The sequence below is a fragment of the Micromonospora sp. NPDC005367 genome (assembly GCF_040606825.1).
Taxonomy (GTDB): domain Bacteria; phylum Actinomycetota; class Actinomycetes; order Mycobacteriales; family Micromonosporaceae; genus Micromonospora.
Map to the genome: position 1 here is coordinate 1 of NZ_JBEXFP010000024.1, position 16350 is coordinate 16350.

Sequence of the window (16350 nt, forward strand, 5' to 3'; positions counted from 1 at the left end):
GCCGTGCTGGTCGCGGCCGCCGCCGGCGCGGTCGGAGCGGACCTCGCCCGGCGGCGGTTCCGGCCCGCCGGGGCGAGCGGGGCGGTACGCCGGGCCCTGCAGGCGCACAAGCCGGAGTTCGTCCTCTACTTCTCCGCCCCGCCCGGCTCGGAGTACCAGGTCACCATGTGGCTGCCCTACCTTGAGCGGATCGGCCGGCCGTTCCTGGTGGTGCTGCGCGAGCCGGAGTTCCTGGCCCCGATCGCCGCGGCCACCACCGCCCCGGTGGTCTACTGCCCCACCCCGCGGACCCTGGACGAGGTGCTGGTGCCGAGCCTGAAGGTGGCGTTCTACGTCAACCACGGCGCCAAGAACAGCCACTTCATCCGGTTCACCCAGCTGACCCACGTCCAGTTGCACCACGGCGACAGCGACAAGGCGCCGAGCGCCAACCCGGTCGCCGCGATCTTCGACCGGATCTTCGTGGCCGGACCGGCCGCAATCGAGCGGTACGCGCGAGTCGGGGTGGACATCCCGGCCGAGAAGTTCGTGGTCGTCGGCCGCCCACAGGTCGAGTCGATCGAGGTACGCACCGAGCGGCCGCCCGCGGGCACCGCCCGCACCGTGCTCTACACGCCGACCTGGACCGGCCACCACGCGGACGCCGACTACTGCTCTCTGCCGGTGGCCGAGCCGCTGCTACGCCGGCTGCTGGACCGGGGCGTGACGGTCATCCTGCGCGCCCACCCGTACACCACGCAGAACCCGGCGTCCGCCCGGCAGCTCGGCCGGCTGACCGAGCTGCTGGCCGCCGACCGGACCCGGACCGGGCGGCAGCATCTCTGGGGCACGGCGGCCGGCCGGGATCTCAGCCTGGTGGAGTGCGTGAACCGGTCCGACGCGCTGATCTCCGACGTCTCCGGGGTGATCTCGGACTACCTCTACTCGGGCAAGCCGTTCGCGGTGACGGACATGGGCACCGACGGCGGCGCGTTCACCGAGCGGTTCCCGCAGGCCGGCGCCGGTTACGTGCTGCGCCGCGACATGGCCGACCTGGACGAGGTGCTGGACCAGCTGCTCGACACCGACCCGCTGTCCGCGCGGCGTTGGGAGACCCGTCGGCGCTACCTCGGCGGCTTCCCCGCCGAGTCGTACGCCGAGGCGTTCCTGGAGGCCGCGCGGCGGGAGCTGGAGCCCGCCGGGAAGCCCCCGGCGCCGCGTCCGGCCGAGGCCGACACCGTCTCCACCACCGCCTGAGTCCGCCTCCCGCTCAGCGGTACGCCTCGACCAGCGCCAGCACCGCCTCCGGGTCCTCGACGTGGGCGTTGTGGCCGAGCCCGGAGAGCGTGGCGACGGGGACCCCGTAGCGCTGGAGCTGCCCGTCGGTGACCAGCGGGTCGTGTTCGCCGCGCGCCAGCAGGACCGGCACCTCGGTGGCCGCCACCAGCGCCGCCAGGTCCGGCTCAGCGACCGCGAACGCGCCCCGGTCCATGGCCAGTCGCCAGCGCCCGTGCACCTCACGCAGCCCGGCCGTCACCCTCGGATCGTCGGGGGCGACCAGCCCGGCCAGCCCGGACACCCGCAGGTAGCGCTGAGCGGCCTCGTCCCGGGTCGGGTACCAGGCGACCGGGCGGGCGGCCAGCTGGCGCGTCCTCGCCAGCTCGGCGTCGGACCACACCGCCTTGATGCCGAGCCCGACGACAGCGGCGACAGGCAGCCCGGCGCCGCGCGCGGCGAGCGTCAGGCCGACCACGCCGCCGAGCGAGTGCCCCAGCACGATCAGGCGGTCACCGGGGGCGAGGGCGGCGGCCACCCGCTCGGCCAGCGCGGCGAAGGAGTATGCGGGCAGCGGCGGCGACGTGCCGTGGCCGGCCAGGTCCGGTGCCAGCCAGCGCCCGTCCCAGCGGCGCCGCAGCAGTGGCGTCCAGGGCAGCCACACCTCACCGGTCGCACCCATGCCGTGCAGCAGCAGGAGGGTGGGCCGGCCGGCCGTACGGGCGCCACCGTCGTTCATGGACGCAGTGTGCCATCGGCGGGGCCGGCCCGGCGAGGGTGAACATCCGACAGTCGGACCGGACGACAACGGGCGCCGGCCCCTCGCGTAAGGGGGCCGGCGCCCGTTGTGAGCGCGATCGTCAGGCGGAGTAACCGCGAGTGGTGATCCAGTTCGCCAGGTTGATCGTGGTGATCCAGTACGACGGCACCGCCGGGTTCGCCGAGTCGGCGATCTTCACGGTGCGACCCTGGTCCCGGTAGCCGACGACGGCGATGTAGTGCCCGCCGCCGAAGGAGTGCCAGCCACCGTTCGTGTCGACGGCGTCGCCGACGATGTTCGCGACCACACCGCGCCCGTCGGTGATGGCCCGGACGATGTCGGCCTGGAGCTGGTCCATCTGGGCGGGACGCGGCGCGCTGGGGAACATGGTGGTCTTGTACGGGTTGCCCTTGACCACGGCGTTCAACACCCGCGTGGTGTCCTCGGCGGAGTTGGTGCCCATCTCGGTGGTGCCGAGCTGCGCGGCCAGGTCGTCCTGGCTGCGTTCGATGCCGGTGGCGCTGAGCGCGTTCCGGGCGGCGGCCGGGCCGCAGTAGAAGTAGGTCGTCTGCGCCTGGTAGTCGTAGTCGAGGACCTTGCTCGCCGGCGGCTTGGGCGCTGCCGGCTTGCGGGTCAGGTCCGGGTTCGCGGACTTCTTCGCCGCCGGGGCGCTGGTCGTGGGCGAGCCGGCCGCCGGGGTGGTGGGCTGCTGGTCGTCGAGCGAGGCGATGTGGGCGTCGCTGCGCAGTTCGGCCGCCACCGCGGTGGCGCCGCGCTGTGCGGCGGGCGCATCGTCGGCGCCGCTGAGCAGGGCGCCGGTGGTGGACGCCAGCACCACGGCCGCGGCGGACGCGGCGGCGATCTGGTACGGGCGCTGGGTGGCCAGCCGACGGAGCTGACGCTTCAGGGTGTGCTTCACGGTTCCTCCACGGTTCGGGGGGTGAGCGACCGGCAGCCGTACCGGAATCCGGGCAGGCGTCACCGCGCGGACCTGGTCCGCGTGCGGTTGGTGGATCGCTCAGGGAACGCCCGGTGGGTCGGGCGGAAAGACGCGGGTGCCGGAGTCAGCTCGCCGCTACGGGACGGGCGAGCACGGGCGCCGCGGCGCCGTGGAGGGTCGGGGAGGACCGAGGGATAGGTTCGTGCACCACAGGGATGGAACTCCTTCCGGCACCGCCTACCGGGTTAGCTGACGGATTCGGGCGGGAAGATCGCCCTACCGCGGGCCGTGGCTCGCGGATTCACCCCGGACGTGCATGTGGGTCCCCGGCTCGTGGAATCACGATTAGGCGGGTCGGCGCGGCGTCGCCTGTTGCGAACGGTTACCGCACCGGACGCGCCGACACTACTGGTCGACGGAGAGCCTGCCAACCCTTCGCCACCTGCTCAAACCTGTTCCGGTGAACAATTTTTCCGGGCGTTCAGCCGCTGACGTGACTCAATGGGACGGATGGTTACGGCGGCACCGGAGGGGCGCAACGGGACAGTCGAACGGCAACCTTGCCAAATGGCGGGGACGATTCGCACCCGCTGATCCCACTGACCGTTTTCGAATTGATGTGACCGGGCCCACCAAGATAACTGGGTCGACTCGAGTTCCTTGAGGTCCTGGAGTTCCCTGAGGCCGCGCTGCTCGCACGACCGGGACCGCCCGACTTCACGGAAGCCGAGTCGATCAAGGCCCGGACCGGCCCGCTCAGCCCACCCTGGCCGGCTGCCAGCGGGTCACCACCTGGGCGGGTGCGGCGGACGCGGGCCGAGCCGCCGGCAGTTGCCCCGGCCGGAGGCGGGCCGCCGCCGCGTACGCCTCGGTGGCCAGGGCACGGGCCGCCTCGGCGGCGAGTTCGGCGTCCCACCAGGCACCGCGCTCCCGTTCCCGGGCCGCCCGGTAGCCGGCCAGCCGGCCGTCCCGGACCACCCGGGCCAGGTGCACCTCCTGCTCGACGGGGTGCATGCGGGGATCCCAGCCGTCCCGGTGCCCGAAGACATCGCCGAGTTGGCGCAAGGTGAGCTCGCCTCGCCAGTACGCCGCCGTGGCCACCCGGTGCAGGTGCCGCTCCCGGGCGGCGTACTCGGCCGGAGTGCGAGGAGTGCGGGGCGGCGGCAGGGCACCGGCACCGCAGTACCGGCGGGCGGCGCTCTCGGCCTCGTCGTACGCCGCCCAGGCCCGGTCCAGGTCGTCCTGGGCGGTCAGCCACTCGGCCCGTCGCCGGCGGGCGGTCTGCGCCGCGCCGGCCGCGGCCACGGCCACCTCGTCGGCGTACCGGCGCAGGTCGGCAGCCTCGGCTGCGGCCAGCTCCCGGTCGGTCGGCCCGGTCGGGGCGGACCGGTCGTCCTCCGGCCGGTCGCGCTCCGGACGGGTGACCAGCACGGTGAGCACGATCAGGGCCAGCACCAGCAGAGCCGACCAGATGGCGGCGGCCTGCGGCACCTCGACGAGAAACTGGTAAAGGACGGTCTTCTCCATGTCGGTACCTCACGGCGAGCAGACGCGATGCGGGGAAGCCGCACGGGGCACCCGGCGCGGGGCCTTGTCGGTCACGCCGGGCGCCGGGAGCGGGCGCGGAAGACGGGTGCGGCGAGCGCGGCGGCGGAACGCTCTCGCGTCGCCGGCGGGGTCAGGCGCCGGGCGGAGCTCGGGGAGCGCGGACAGCTGCGACCGCGCTGCGGGGCAGCCACGCCTCGCCGGCCGGGACCGTGACCGGGTCGGCCACCGGTGCGGCCGAGGCAAACACCTCGGAAGTGGCACCGTGCGCGGCCGACGGGGCGACCCTTGAGGCTGCGGATTCGGCGGGCGTCCGGAACGCAACGGCGAACTCTGCGGGAGCGTCGTCCGCGACGACGACGGCCGGCGAGCTGGATGTGCCAGCCGACCCGGTGGCGCAGTCGCAGGCCCGCGAGTCGGTGGACGCCCTCGGCTCGACCGCGGCCCCGGTGTGCGGCGGGACTCCCAGCGCCGAGAGCGACCCGAGGGTCAACGCGCCGACGACCGCGAGGCTGGCCAGCAGCCGGGTAGCCCATCGCGCCACCCACCACAGAGGATCAGCGGGCGCGAACGAGGGCATGCGGCAACGCTACCCCCGTCGTCACCCCGTCGCACCAAAGCCGGGCGTGTCGGACCGCCACGCCGATCACACCACCCACGGTGGACGCTTCAGCCGGCCCGAGCCGAGCGCGGGTCCGCGTGCATCTGCCGGTCGTCGGGGTCACCGCCGGGCTGGTCACCCGCCTGAATGGACTCGTCCTCCGGAGCCCGACGCGGTCGCGGGACGGCCGGCGAGCCGCCGGCCCGTGCCGGTTCGACCGCAGCATCCCGGTCCGGACCGGTGGCACCGGGGCGGGTCCGCGCGCCGACGGCAGCGGGCGAGCGGGTGCGGCGTGGGCCGAGCCGGCGCATCATCGGCGTCTCGACCCAGCGGTGTAGCAGCCCGGCCAGGGCCAGGTTCAGCACGAGGAACCCGAGCACCACGGCCGGTCCCCACCACCCGGGCAGGCCGACACCCCAGTCGCCGGTCAGCCGCAGCACGGTCGTCATGACGAAGACGTGGACCAGGTAGAAGGCGAACGAGACCTCACCGAGCCAGACCATCGGGCGGGACCGCCACGGCGAGCGGAGGTTGCGCACGTCGGCGTCCGCCGCCGCGGTGATGACCAGGACGTACGCCGCCGCCAGCAGCGCGGCCCAGAACTCGGCGCGGATCCACCCGGCGGCGGCCACCCAGACGGCGACGAAGAGGAGGCTGGCCAGCGGCAGCCGGGGCCCACGCCACGAGCCACGGCGCATCAGCTCCGCGGCGGCCACCCCCATCCAGAACTCCAGGGACCGGGTCAGCGGGAAGACCTGGGTGAACCACCAGCGGCTCTCCTCGGGCACCAGCAGCTGGGCCGGCCAGAGCGCCAGGATCAACAGCGGCACCGCGACGACGACCGCCCAGAGCAGCCAGGGCCGTGCCCGACGGACCAGCGGCAGCGCCAGCGGCAGACACAGGTAGAAGAAGAACTCGCAGGAGAGCGACCAGCTCACGTTGTTGACGCTGTAGAAGTGCCCCTCCCGGAAGTCCCAGGCCTGGAGCAGGAGCAGGTTCTCCACCGCGACGCCGAGCCGCACCGGGTCGGCGAACCAGAGCGCCGCCAGCAGCGCCAGCGCCCAGAGCACCGCGTGGTTCGGCCAGATCTTGGCGAACCGGCGACGCCAGAAGGTCCACCGCCGCTCCCCCGGCCGCGCCGACCAGACCAGCACGAACCCGCTGAGGATGAAGAAGAACTCCACCCCGGAGAGGCCGAGGCTGAACACCTTGCTGACCACGCTCTGGTACTCGGGCTCGGCGATGATCCGCATGGTGCCGACGTGGAAGCCGAAGACCAGCAGCGCCGCGATCCAGCGCAGCCCCGTGAGCGAGGGCAGCCGGCCTGCTGGAGCCCCGCCCCCGGCCGGCGACGCCGCCGTCGCCGTCCTGGCCGCGTCCCCCGGCGTCACCAGCATGTACCTCTCCTCCCCAACCGGCCCGCGGACGGCGGGCCGGGCGACACGCCCGGCGCCTCCCGGTCCCCCCAAGCGCCGACACGGGGCACCGCGGGGTGGCGCATCCGCTCGATGCCGCCCGTTCGGGGCACCCTATCCCGCCCGTACGGACGACGACCGCTGGCCGGTCGAGCGACCCGCGACCCTGACGCCGCGGTGTGCCGTAGATGTCCGGTGGCCTAATATCGCGGGGCCCGGAGGTGATGGAACCACCGCCTCCCGCAAGCCCCGTATCGACGGCACCCGGCTCGGGGTCGTCGCGGACGGACGAGAGGTGGAGCGACCGATGCACCAGCGGATCCTGATGCGGGCCAAGAAGGGCCCCTTCGACGTCCACTCGCCGGAGGAGACCTTCGAGCGGAACTGGATCGGCGACAACGCTGGCAACCTCGTCTTCAGCCACGCGGCGTACAAGCTGTTGAGCGCCGCGAACACGCAGATCGACCCGACGGCGTTCCGGGCGAACCTCCGCGACGCAGACATGATCAACGAGCGGTACGACGTGTTCGTCGTACCGTTGGCCAACGCCTTCCGGCGCAGCTACGTCGATCGGCTGGCGAACCTGACGAGGCTCATCCAACGGTTGCGGATCCCGGTGGTGGTGCTCGGCGTGGGCGCCCAGACCAACGTCAAGGGCGACCGGGAGTACCTGCGGCCCATCGACGACGCGGTGAAGGCGTTCGTCAAGGCGGTGCTCGACCGGTCGGCCAGCATCGGTGTCCGCGGGGAGATCACCGCCGACTACGTCCGCTCCCTGGGCTTCTCCGCGGTCGACGTGATCGGCTGCCCGTCGATGTTCCTGCACGGCGACAGCCTGCGCGTGGAGAAGCGCAAGGCGTTCCTGGAGCCGCACGACCGGATCGCCATGACCGTCTCCCCGTACGTCAAGTCCATGGCGAAGGTGGTCAGCGCCCACCACCGCAAGTACCCGAACCTGCGCTACATCCCGCAGGACCTGAAGACCCTGGGCACCCTGCTCTACGGTGACGCGCCGGAGGACCGCGGCAAGGAAAGCACGATCCCGATCCACACCTCGCACCCGCTGTTCACCGAGGACAAGGTACGGATGTTCATGGATCCGTCGACCTGGATGGACTACCTGTCCGAGTTCGACTTCAACTTCGGTACCCGGATCCACGGCACCATCACCGCCCTGATCGCGGGCACGCCGGGCTACCTGTTCGCGCACGACTCCCGCACGCTGGAACTGGCCCAGTACTTCGACATCCCGCACCGGGTGATGAAGGACGTGCCCGCCGACGTCGACGCCGCCGACCTGTACCAGGAGGCGGACTACACGGCCCTGAACAACGGGCACAAGGCCCGGTTCGAGACGATGCTGGCGTTCCTCGCCAAGCACGACCTCCCGAACGCCTTCGCCGACGGGGACAGCCCCACCCGCTTCGACGAGAAGGTCCGCGCGACCAGCTACCCGCCGGCCGTACGACCGGCCGCCGCCACCGACCCGGACGCTCTCGTGGCCCGGATCCAGTGGCTGCGCGACCAGGCCAGCGAACTGCACGCGGAAATGACGAGCCTTCAGCAGGTGCGGCTGCGCGTCCGGATGCGGCAGGCCGTCGGCGGCCGGGTGCGGCGGATCCTCAACCGTTAATCCTCCGCTCGGCGGCTGTTCAGTAACCTCACCTCCGCCGGCCACGTGAGGTTCCGGACCCGGCCACCCGCAGGGTCGAGGGTGGCGGCGTGGTCAATGAGCCGGCGCACGCCCCGCTGCTGAGTCTCGTCGTGCCCGTCCACGGCGTCGAGGCATACCTGTACCAGTGCCTGGAGTCGATCCGGGCCGACATCCCGGCCGGTGAGACGGACGCCGTCGAGCTGATCGCGGTCGACGACGCCTCCCCGGACCGCTGCGGCGAGATGCTGCGCTCGTACGCGGCCGACCGGTCGGGGATCCGGATCGTGCACCTGACCCGCAACGTCGGCCTGGGGTTGGCTCGCAACGCGGGCCTCGACGTGGCGACCGGCCGGTACGTCTGGTTCGTCGACAGCGACGACTGGCTGCCGCCGGGCACGGTCCCGGCGGTGCTGGACCGGCTGCGCCAGCACGAACCGGACGTGCTGCTGCTCGATCACCTCCGGGTGCACGAGGACGGCCGGCGGGAGGTCGACGCGAGCAGTCACCTGCTGCGCGACGTGCCGGGCGTGGTCCGGCTGGCCGACCGGCCGCAGCTGCTACGGGTGCAGCACACCGCCTGGAACAAGGTGGTCCGCCGCAGCTTCCTGGACGAGCTCAGGCTGCGGTTCCACGCCGGCTGGTACGAGGACATCCCGTTCAGCCACCCGCTGCTGATCGGCGCCGAGAAGATCTCCGTGCTCGACCGGGTCTGCTACCTCTACCGCCGGGGCCGGCTGGGCGCCATCACCTCGACCCGCAGCGGGCGGCACTTCGACGCCTTCGACCAGTACGAGCGGCTGATGGACTGGGTGCGGCGGCGCAACCTCGACGAGCAGCTGCACGCCGACCTGTTCGAGTTGATGGTGAACCACTACCTCGTGGTGGTGGGCAACGACGACCGGCTCCACCCCCACCTGCGGCGGGCCTTCTTCCGGCGGGTGACGGAGCACTACCGCCGTTACCTCCCGTCCGGGGGGTACGCGGCACCCGGCGGGGTTCCGGGACTCAAGCACCGGCTGGTCGGGCGGGGCGACTACCTGGCGTACGCGGCGCTGCGGCAGGCGCACCGGGTGACCGGCCGGCTGCGCGCCCCCCGCGACGGCGCCCCGGCCGCCGACGCCGACACCGACCCGGCCGGCTCACCGGTCGGGCCGCCCCGGGCCGCGGAGCCTGCCGGCGTGCTGACGGGGCAGGCATGAGCCAGCGGAGTGTGGCTGGCGACGCGTTTCGGCCCGCCGACGACGGCGACCTGCACCGGATGCTGCGCTGGCGGAACCATCCGCAGGTGCGGGCCGTGAGCCTGACCAGCCATGAGATCGGCTGGGACGAGCACACCGCGTGGTGGGCGAGGGTCCGGGTCGACCCGGACCGCCGGGTGCTGGTGCACCTGCACGAGGGAGCCCCGTCGGGCGTCGTGACCTTCTCCGCCATCACCTCGCCGGAGCGGGCTCTCACCTGGGGTTTCTATCTCGACATCGCCGGTCTGGAGGCGCGTTCCGCGCTGCTGCCGGCGTGGCTGGCGCTGGAGCGGGCAGCGATCGCGTACGCCTTCGAGACGCTCGGGGCACGCACGCTCGGCGGTGAGACGTTCACCAGCAACCAGCCGGTGCTCGCCCTGCACCGGCGGTTCGGCTTCCGCGTCGTGCGGCAGTACGAGCGGGAGATCGACGGCAGGCCGCAAGAGGTGGTCTGGACGGAAATGAGCAGAGGAACATGACAGTCAGCATCGGGCCGCACCGGGTCGGCCCTGGCGAGCGGCCCCTCGTGGTCGCCGAGATGTCCGGTAACCACAACGGCAGCCTGGACCGGGCGTTGGCCATCGTGGACGCGGTGGCGGCGAGCGGAGCACACGCGCTCAAGCTCCAGACGTACCGGCCGGACACCATCACCATCGACGTGGACGCGCAGGCGTTCCGGATCTCCGACGGGCACGGCCTGTGGGGCGGTGAGAACCTCTACCAGCTCTTCGAGCGGGCCCACACGCCGTACGAGTGGCATGAGCCGATCTTCGAGCGGGCTCGCCGACACGGGCTGACGGTCTTCTCCTCCCCGTTCGACCACACGGCGGTCGAGCTGCTGGAGAAGCTGGACGTGCCGGCATACAAGATCGCCTCCTCGGAGCTGGTGGACCTGCCGCTGATCCGGCTCGTGGCGAGCACCGGCAAGCCGATGGTGATCTCCACGGGCATGGCCACCGTCGGCGAGATCGACGCCGCGGTGCAGGCCGCCCGGGACGGTGGCGCCGCAGGCATCGTGCTGCTCGCCTGCACCGCCTCCTACCCGGCGCCGCCGCAGGACAGCAACCTGCGTCGCCTGCCGGTGCTGGCCGACACGTTCGGCGTGCCCGTGGGGCTCTCCGACCACACCCCCGGCATCGGCGTGCCGGTCGCCTCGGTGGCGCTGGGCGCCTGCCTCATCGAGAAACACGTGACGCTGCGCCGGGCCGACGGGGGCGTGGACTCGGACTTCTCCCTGGAGCCGGAGGAGCTGGCCGCCCTGACCGTCGAGTCGGAGCGGGCCTGGGCCGCGCTGGGCACCACCACCATCGGCCCCACCCCGACCGAGCGTGAGGGGCTGCGGTTCCGCCGCTCCCTCTTCGTGGTCGCCGACGTGCGGGCCGGCGACCCGGTGACCGCAGCGAACGTCCGCTCGATCCGGCCTGCCGGTGGGCTGCCCCCGGCCGACATCGATCGGGTGCTCGGCCGGACCTTCACCCAGGACGTGCCGCGTGGGACGCCGCTGTCCTGGGATCTGATCTGACGCACGCGAACGACGGGCCCGGTCCTTCCCGGACCAGGCCCGTCGTCGTTGCCGCCACGCCACGGCACGGCCCGACCGATGCCGCGGGTCGAGCCGGTGACGAGGACCCGACGGGACACGGCCGCCGGATCAGTCGGCGAGGACGACACCGTGCTTCTCCAAGATCTGCCGGGCACGGTCGAAGGAACTCAGATCGATAACCTCGTCGGTGTCCAACATGACACCGAACTCGTCCTCGATCGTGGCGACGAGCGACATGTGCGCGAGCGAGTCCCATTTCTCGATTCCGCGATATTCCAGACCGTCCACCTCGGCCTCTTCCGGCAGTTCCAGGGCGGTGCGGAAGACGGTCCTCAGTCGCTGCAGTTCCACTGCTATTCCTCCGTAAACAGGTACGCACGACCACGCGTGCCGGCCGAGTGTAGCCGAGGTTTTCGCGCTCACCACCCGCGCTGCAACGCGCAGGAGATGTTCGCCTGGACGGCATTCCACATTCACCTTGGCCGGAACGGCAGTTCACGGAAGTGCGTTGGCGTGTTAACCAACCGGGTCTAACGTCTCGATCCGTTCCATCGGCCGGGCGCCGACCGAAAGCCACCACGACCGCGGGAGAAGCAATTGAAAGAGTTGAATGGATCTTCCATTCTTGTCACCGGTGGAACGGGTTCCTTCGGGAAGGCCTTCCTGCGGCACGTCCTCGCCGAGGCCGACCCGGCCCGGGTCGTGGTCTTCTCCCGTGACGAGCTGAAGCAGTACGAGCTGCGCCAGCAGCTCGGCGACGATCCGCGGTTGCGCTGGTTCATCGGCGACATCCGCGACCGGCACCGGCTCACCCGGGCCATGCACGGGGTGGACCACGTGGTGCACGCCGCGGCGCTCAAGCAGGTGGACACCGCCGAGTACAACCCGTCGGAGTTCATCGCCACCAACATCACCGGCTGCCAGCACGTGGTCGACGCCGCCATCGAGGCGGGCGTGAAGAAGGTCATCGCGCTCTCCACCGACAAGGCGTCCAGCCCGATCAACCTGTACGGCGCCACCAAGCTGGTCGGCGACAAGCTGTTCATCTCCGCGAACCACTACGCGGCCCAGCACCCGACCCGGTTCGCCGTGGTGCGCTACGGCAACGTGGTCGGCAGCCGCGGCTCGGTGGTCCCGCTGTTTCGCAGGCTGGCCGCCGAGGGCAAGAGCCTGCCGATCACGGACAAGCGGATGACCCGCTTCTGGATCACGCTCCCGCAGGCCGTCCAGTTCGTCGTCGACTCGTTCGACCAGATGCAGGGCGGCGAGCTGTTCGTCCCGCGGATCCCGAGCATGCGCATCCTCGACCTGGTCGAGGCCGTCGCCCCGGACGCCACCACCCACGAGGTCGGCATCCGCCCCGGCGAGAAGCTCCACGAAGAGATGATCTCCCTGGACGACAGCCGCCGGACGCTGCGCGCGCCGGACCGGTTCATCGTCCAGCCGACCATCGCCACCTGGGGTTACGAACCGCCGGTCGACTGCGAGCCGGTGCCGGACAGCTTCGCGTACCGGTCGGACAGCAACGACGAGTGGCTCAGCGTCGACCAGCTCCGCGACGTCCTCAGCGCGCAGTGATGGCGATGCTCCCGTACGGGCGGCAGTCGGTCACCGAGGACGACGTCGAGGCCGTGGTCGCCGCCCTGCGCAGCGACTGGCTGACCACCGGTCCGCAGGTCGACGGCTTCGAGGCCGACCTGGCCAGGTGGACCGGCGGAGCGGGGTGCGCCGCCGTCTCCAACGGCACCGCCGCGCTGCACGTCGCGTACGCGGCGGCCGGCGTCGGCCCGGGCGACGAGGTGATCGTCCCGCCCATGACGTTCGTGGCGACGGCCAGCAGCGCTGTCGCGCTGGGCGCGAAGATCGTGTTCGCCGACGTCGAGGAGGAGACCTTCACCCTCGACCCGGCCGCCGTCGCGGCCGCGACCACGTCGCGTACCCGGGTGGTCTCGGCGGTCGACTACGCCGGCCATCCCGCGGACTACGACGCCCTGCGGGCGGCCCTGGGCGGCTCGGACACGCTCCTGCTGGCCGACGCGGCGCACTCGATCGGCGCGACCTACCGGGAGCGGCCGGTCGGCTCGCTCGCCGACCTGACCACGTTCTCCTTCTTCCCCACCAAGAACCTCACGACCGCCGAGGGTGGCGCGGTCGCCAGCACCGACCCGCGCCTGCTCGAACGGGCCCGCCGGTTCCGCAACATCGGACTGGTCCGCGACCGCGACGAGCTGCGCTGGCCGGACGAGGGTGGCTGGCACCAGGAGGTGCACGAGTTCGGGCTGAACTACCGGCTGCCCGACGTGCTCTGCGCGCTGGGCCGCAGCCAGCTGCGCCGGCTCGACGGCTTCCTCGCCCGGCGGGCCGAGCTGGTCGCCCGCTACGACGAGGCCCTGGCCGACCTGCCCGGCGTGCTCACCCCGGGGCGCCGGTCCTGGGCACGGCCGGCCTGGCACCTCTACCCCGTCCGGATCCTCGACGGGCGTCGCCGGGAGGTCTACGACCGGATGCGCGCGGCCGGCATCGGCGTGCAGGTGAACTACATCCCGGTGCACTGGCACCCGGCCTTCGCGGACCTCGGCTACCAGCGGGGGTCCTGCCCGGTGGCCGAGTCGTTCTACGCCCAGGAACTCTCGCTGCCGCTCTACCCGACCCTGAGCGACGCGGACCAGGAGCGGGTCGTCGACGCGCTCGGCGCGGCGCTGCGTGGGCGGACGGTGCGGTCCGCCGCCGCCTGATGGGACGCTGATGCACCACGCCAACCACTTCTACGGGCACGGGCACGTGCTGGCCCGCTACACCGGACTGGGCGACGGCCACCCGCCCCGCATCAACGGCTACGTCCAGCACGGGTGGAACATCGGCGACGGGCTGGCCCCCGGGCACCCGTACGCCGATCGCACCCCGAGCCTGCTCTGGTCGGAGCAGACCCGGCGACGCGCCTGGTCCGTGGGGCGGCGCAACGTCGCCGTCATCGGCGCGCCCTTCGCGTACCTGCTGGCCATGCGCCCGGACGACCCGCCGCCCGAGCAGCGGGAGGGGACCATCTGGTACCCGTTCCACGGCTGGGAGGGGCAGCACGTACACGGCGACCACAAGAAGCTGATCGCCCTCATCCAGGAGACCGAACCCGGTCCGGTGACCGTCTGCCTCTACTGGCACGAGTACGGCATGCGTACGGTCCGGCGCCTCTACGAGAACGCCGGCTTCCGCGTGATCTGCCACGGCTACCGGGGGCACTGGTGGAAGAACACCGACCCGTACTTCCTCGACAAGCAGCTCACCGAGCTGCGCCGGCATCGCCGGGTGGCCTCGAACCGGCTGACCAGCGCGATCTTCTACGGCATCGCGGCGGGCTGCGAACCCGCCGTGTACGGCGACCCGATGGTGCTCGCCGACGAGGACCCCACCTTCGGCGGCACCGCCCGGATCCGCCGGCAGTGGCCGGAGCTGCACGGCCCGGCGGTCGACCTCCCGACCGCCACCGCGATCGCCCGCGACGAGCTGGGCCTCGACCACCGCTGCACGCCGGCCGAACTGCGCGAGCTGCTCGGCTGGGCGAATCTCCAGGAGGAACCAGTTGACGACTGAAACGGCACCGGCCGACCGGATCGTGCTCCCCGGCGGGGAGATGCTGACCTGGTCCGACCTGCCGGAGGGCCGAGCGGTCACGACCGGGACGCTGGCTGCGCTGGCCGCCACCGTCGTGCCGGCCGGAGCCTCCGTACTGGTCGCCGGACCACACGACCCGGCGCTGCTCGACCGGCTCACGCACGCCGAGGTGACCTGCCTGCTGCGCGGCTACCCGGACGGGGCGACCCTGGCGGCGCACGCCGCCCGGGTGGTGGTGGGTGGGCCCACCGGCCTCGCCGACGACGAACGGTTCGACGTGGTGATCGCCGGCGCCGGGCTCGACACCATCGAATCCGTCGAGGGCCCCCGGCTGGGCTGGGGCGCTGTCCTCGCCCGGCTCAGCCGCGCGTTGCGTCCCGGCGGGACCCTGCTGCTGTGGGTGGAGAACCCAATGGGGCTGCGCCGGTTCGTCGACGCCGCCGCCTGGTACGCCCGCCGGGACGACGCCGCCTGGAGCATCGCCGGCGTGCTGGACACCGACCATCCGGCCAACCGGGAGCAGCTGCACGTCCGGCTGGCCGAGGCCGGCCTGCGAGCGCGCGGCTGCTTCGCGGCGTACGCCGACGTCGGCGCGCGGGCGCTGATCGACGCCGACGAGCTGACCCGCGGCACAGCCTCCGGGCTGTTCGACGCGGTGCTGCACGACGCCTGCGCCAACGGGTTCGCCACCACCGTGCTGCAGGATCCAGCCCGGCTCGCCGTGGACGCGCTGCACGCCGGGCTCGGCTCGGCGCTGGCCCCCGGCTGGGTCGTGGTCGCCGCCGAGGAGCCGGCGGCCGGACCCGCCGACGACGCGTCGCCTTCCGCGCTGCCGGTGGCGCTGCTGGAGACCGGCCCCGGCGGCGACGTGCTGAAGGTGGTGGCCGACCCGCGAGGGTGGCGGTGGCGCGTCACGGCCACCGACCGCAGCGCGACCCCTGCTGCGCCGTTCGCGACCCGGGAGGCGGCCTACCGCGATCTGGCCGCGCTCGACGGCCGGCCGGTACCGCAGGGGCGGCTGCTGCGCACGTTGCTGCTCGACGCCGCCCTGCGCCGCGACCTGGACCGGCTGCGCCGGCTGCTGCGCGGGTACGCGGCGTGGCTGACCGGGCAGGCCGGGCCGGACGGGGAAGTCGGCGGCGCGGTGGCGCTGGCGACCGTCGACAACGTGCTGGTCGCCGACGGCGAGTACGCGCTGCTCGACCCGAGCTGGCGGGCCACGAGTCCGCTCAGCCCGGAGGTGGTGCTCGCGCGCGGGCTCCGGCGCCTCGCCACCACGCTGGTCAGCGGCGGATACGCTCACCCCTGGCCGTCCACGTTGGATGTCGCCGGACTCACCGTGGTGCTCGCCGGCGTCGCCGGCCACGACCTGGACCGGGCGACCGTCGCGGCGGCCGTGAACACCGAGGCGGCCGTCATCGCGGCGGTGCGCGGGCTGGACAACGAGGGCCGGGGCGTGCTCCTGAGCGAGCTGCGCGCGGTCGAACCGACCGACCCGCCGGCCGGAACGCGCAGCTTCCAGCAGCTCCGCGAGGCGTGGCTGCGCCAACGCGAGGAGCTGAGCCGGCTCACGGCGCTGCTGAAGTGGACCGAGGAGCTGCTGACCTCGCGCGAGCGGGCGCTGCGCCGAGCCGAGGTGACCATCAACCTGCTCAGCGGCTCGGTGAGCTACCGGGTGGGGAAGCTGGCCATCACCCCGGCCCGACTCGCCCGGCGCGGGGCCCGCGCGGCCAAGCGCCGCGTCCGCGACGTACTGGCCGCCAAACCGCAGGAGCGGCAGTGAACGCCACG

The 16350-nt window shown here is 72.7% G+C and carries 15 protein-coding genes and 1 riboswitch; of the genes, 9 read left to right on the forward strand and 6 right to left on the reverse strand.

Annotation, left to right across the window (positions count from 1 at the left end; genetic code table 11):
* Nucleotides 1-1236 (forward strand): CDP-glycerol glycerophosphotransferase family protein (locus tag ABZS42_RS18165; RefSeq protein WP_355146628.1); only part of this gene is annotated, 1236 nt, incomplete at its 5' end.
* Between the two features lie 13 nt (nucleotides 1237-1249).
* Here ABZS42_RS18165 and ABZS42_RS18170 read toward each other — a convergent pair.
* The 5 genes from ABZS42_RS18170 to ABZS42_RS18190 form a co-directional block, all read right to left on the reverse strand.
* On the reverse strand, nucleotides 1250-1993 hold the full coding sequence (locus tag ABZS42_RS18170; RefSeq protein WP_355146630.1) for an alpha/beta hydrolase: 744 nt from the start codon (nucleotides 1991-1993) through the stop codon (nucleotides 1250-1252).
* Nucleotides 1994-2114: 121 nt separating this feature from the next.
* Entirely contained in the window at nucleotides 2115-2933 is an 819-nt protein-coding gene (locus tag ABZS42_RS18175; protein ID WP_355146632.1) for a C39 family peptidase, read from the reverse strand.
* A 240-nt stretch (nucleotides 2934-3173) separates the two neighbouring features.
* Nucleotides 3174-3316, reverse strand: a riboswitch (cyclic di-AMP (ydaO/yuaA leader).
* Between the two features lie 394 nt (nucleotides 3317-3710).
* Complete coding sequence (locus ABZS42_RS18180) at nucleotides 3711-4481, reverse strand: hypothetical protein (RefSeq protein ID WP_355146634.1); 771 nt, start codon at nucleotides 4479-4481, stop codon at nucleotides 3711-3713.
* 151 nt (nucleotides 4482-4632) lie between these two features.
* Nucleotides 4633-5079 (reverse strand): hypothetical protein, encoded by a 447-nt coding sequence (locus ABZS42_RS18185; RefSeq protein WP_355146636.1) that lies wholly within the window; start codon nucleotides 5077-5079, stop codon nucleotides 4633-4635.
* An 89-nt stretch (nucleotides 5080-5168) separates the two neighbouring features.
* A complete protein-coding gene (locus tag ABZS42_RS18190) occupies nucleotides 5169-6497 on the reverse strand; it encodes an acyltransferase (protein WP_355146638.1) in 1329 nt (442 codons plus the stop codon).
* A 325-nt stretch (nucleotides 6498-6822) separates the two neighbouring features.
* Between ABZS42_RS18190 and ABZS42_RS18195 the strand changes: the two genes are divergently transcribed.
* The 4 genes from ABZS42_RS18195 to pseI all read left to right on the forward strand — a co-directional run bounded on the left by ABZS42_RS18195 (nucleotide 6823) and on the right by pseI (nucleotide 10929).
* Nucleotides 6823-8148: a polysaccharide pyruvyl transferase family protein gene (locus ABZS42_RS18195; protein WP_355146640.1), complete on the forward strand. Its 1326-nt coding sequence runs from the start codon at nucleotides 6823-6825 to the stop codon at nucleotides 8146-8148.
* An 89-nt stretch (nucleotides 8149-8237) separates the two neighbouring features.
* Nucleotides 8238-9368, forward strand: a complete 1131-nt coding sequence (locus ABZS42_RS18200; RefSeq protein ID WP_355146642.1) for a glycosyltransferase family 2 protein — start codon at nucleotides 8238-8240, stop codon at nucleotides 9366-9368.
* A complete protein-coding gene (locus tag ABZS42_RS18205; protein ID WP_355146644.1) occupies nucleotides 9365-9886 on the forward strand; it encodes a GNAT family N-acetyltransferase in 522 nt (173 codons plus the stop codon). The genes ABZS42_RS18200 and ABZS42_RS18205 overlap by 4 nt, the downstream gene beginning before the upstream one ends.
* The gene (gene pseI, locus ABZS42_RS18210) at nucleotides 9883-10929 is read left to right on the forward strand and encodes a pseudaminic acid synthase (protein WP_355146646.1); all 1047 of its coding nucleotides are present in this window, start codon (nucleotides 9883-9885) and stop codon (nucleotides 10927-10929) included. Before ABZS42_RS18205 ends, pseI begins: the two co-directional genes overlap by 4 nt.
* Before the next feature lie 129 nt (nucleotides 10930-11058).
* Here pseI and ABZS42_RS18215 read toward each other — a convergent pair whose 3' ends face one another.
* A complete protein-coding gene (locus tag ABZS42_RS18215; protein WP_076470092.1) occupies nucleotides 11059-11301 on the reverse strand; it encodes a phosphopantetheine-binding protein in 243 nt (80 codons plus the stop codon).
* A gap of 246 nt (nucleotides 11302-11547) precedes the next feature.
* Here ABZS42_RS18215 and pseB point away from each other — a divergent pair, with 246 nt between their 5' ends.
* Genes pseB through ABZS42_RS18235 form a run of 4 tightly spaced genes read left to right on the forward strand, consistent with a single transcriptional unit; the run spans nucleotide 11548 to nucleotide 16342 of the window.
* Nucleotides 11548-12528, forward strand: a complete 981-nt coding sequence (gene pseB, locus ABZS42_RS18220; RefSeq protein ID WP_355146648.1) for a UDP-N-acetylglucosamine 4,6-dehydratase (inverting) — start codon at nucleotides 11548-11550, stop codon at nucleotides 12526-12528.
* 5 nt (nucleotides 12529-12533) lie between these two features.
* Nucleotides 12534-13685, forward strand: a complete 1152-nt coding sequence (locus tag ABZS42_RS18225) for an aminotransferase class I/II-fold pyridoxal phosphate-dependent enzyme (RefSeq protein WP_355146760.1) — start codon at nucleotides 12534-12536, stop codon at nucleotides 13683-13685.
* Nucleotides 13686-13695: 10 nt separating this feature from the next.
* Nucleotides 13696-14538: a hypothetical protein gene (locus ABZS42_RS18230; RefSeq protein WP_355146650.1), complete on the forward strand. Its 843-nt coding sequence runs from the start codon at nucleotides 13696-13698 to the stop codon at nucleotides 14536-14538.
* Entirely contained in the window at nucleotides 14528-16342 is a 1815-nt protein-coding gene (locus ABZS42_RS18235; RefSeq protein ID WP_355146652.1) for a class I SAM-dependent methyltransferase, read from the forward strand. Before ABZS42_RS18230 ends, ABZS42_RS18235 begins: the two co-directional genes overlap by 11 nt.
* The last annotated feature ends 8 nt before the right edge of the window (nucleotides 16343-16350 follow it).

Coding starts and splice junctions, on each gene's coding strand:
- ABZS42_RS18170 (WP_355146630.1), bottom strand. CDS start 1,993: ATGAACGACGGTGGCGCCCGTACGGCCGGCCGGCCCACCCTCCTGCTG.
- ABZS42_RS18180 (WP_355146634.1), bottom strand. CDS start 4,481: ATGGAGAAGACCGTCCTTTACCAGTTTCTCGTCGAGGTGCCGCAGGCC.
- ABZS42_RS18185 (WP_355146636.1), bottom strand. CDS start 5,079: ATGCCCTCGTTCGCGCCCGCTGATCCTCTGTGGTGGGTGGCGCGATGG.
- ABZS42_RS18190 (WP_355146638.1), bottom strand. CDS start 6,497: ATGCTGGTGACGCCGGGGGACGCGGCCAGGACGGCGACGGCGGCGTCG.
- ABZS42_RS18195 (WP_355146640.1), top strand. CDS start 6,823: ATGCACCAGCGGATCCTGATGCGGGCCAAGAAGGGCCCCTTCGACGTC.
- ABZS42_RS18205 (WP_355146644.1), top strand. CDS start 9,365: ATGAGCCAGCGGAGTGTGGCTGGCGACGCGTTTCGGCCCGCCGACGAC.
- pseI (WP_355146646.1), top strand. CDS start 9,883: ATGACAGTCAGCATCGGGCCGCACCGGGTCGGCCCTGGCGAGCGGCCC.
- ABZS42_RS18225 (WP_355146760.1), top strand. CDS start 12,534: ATGCTCCCGTACGGGCGGCAGTCGGTCACCGAGGACGACGTCGAGGCC.
- ABZS42_RS18230 (WP_355146650.1), top strand. CDS start 13,696: ATGCACCACGCCAACCACTTCTACGGGCACGGGCACGTGCTGGCCCGC.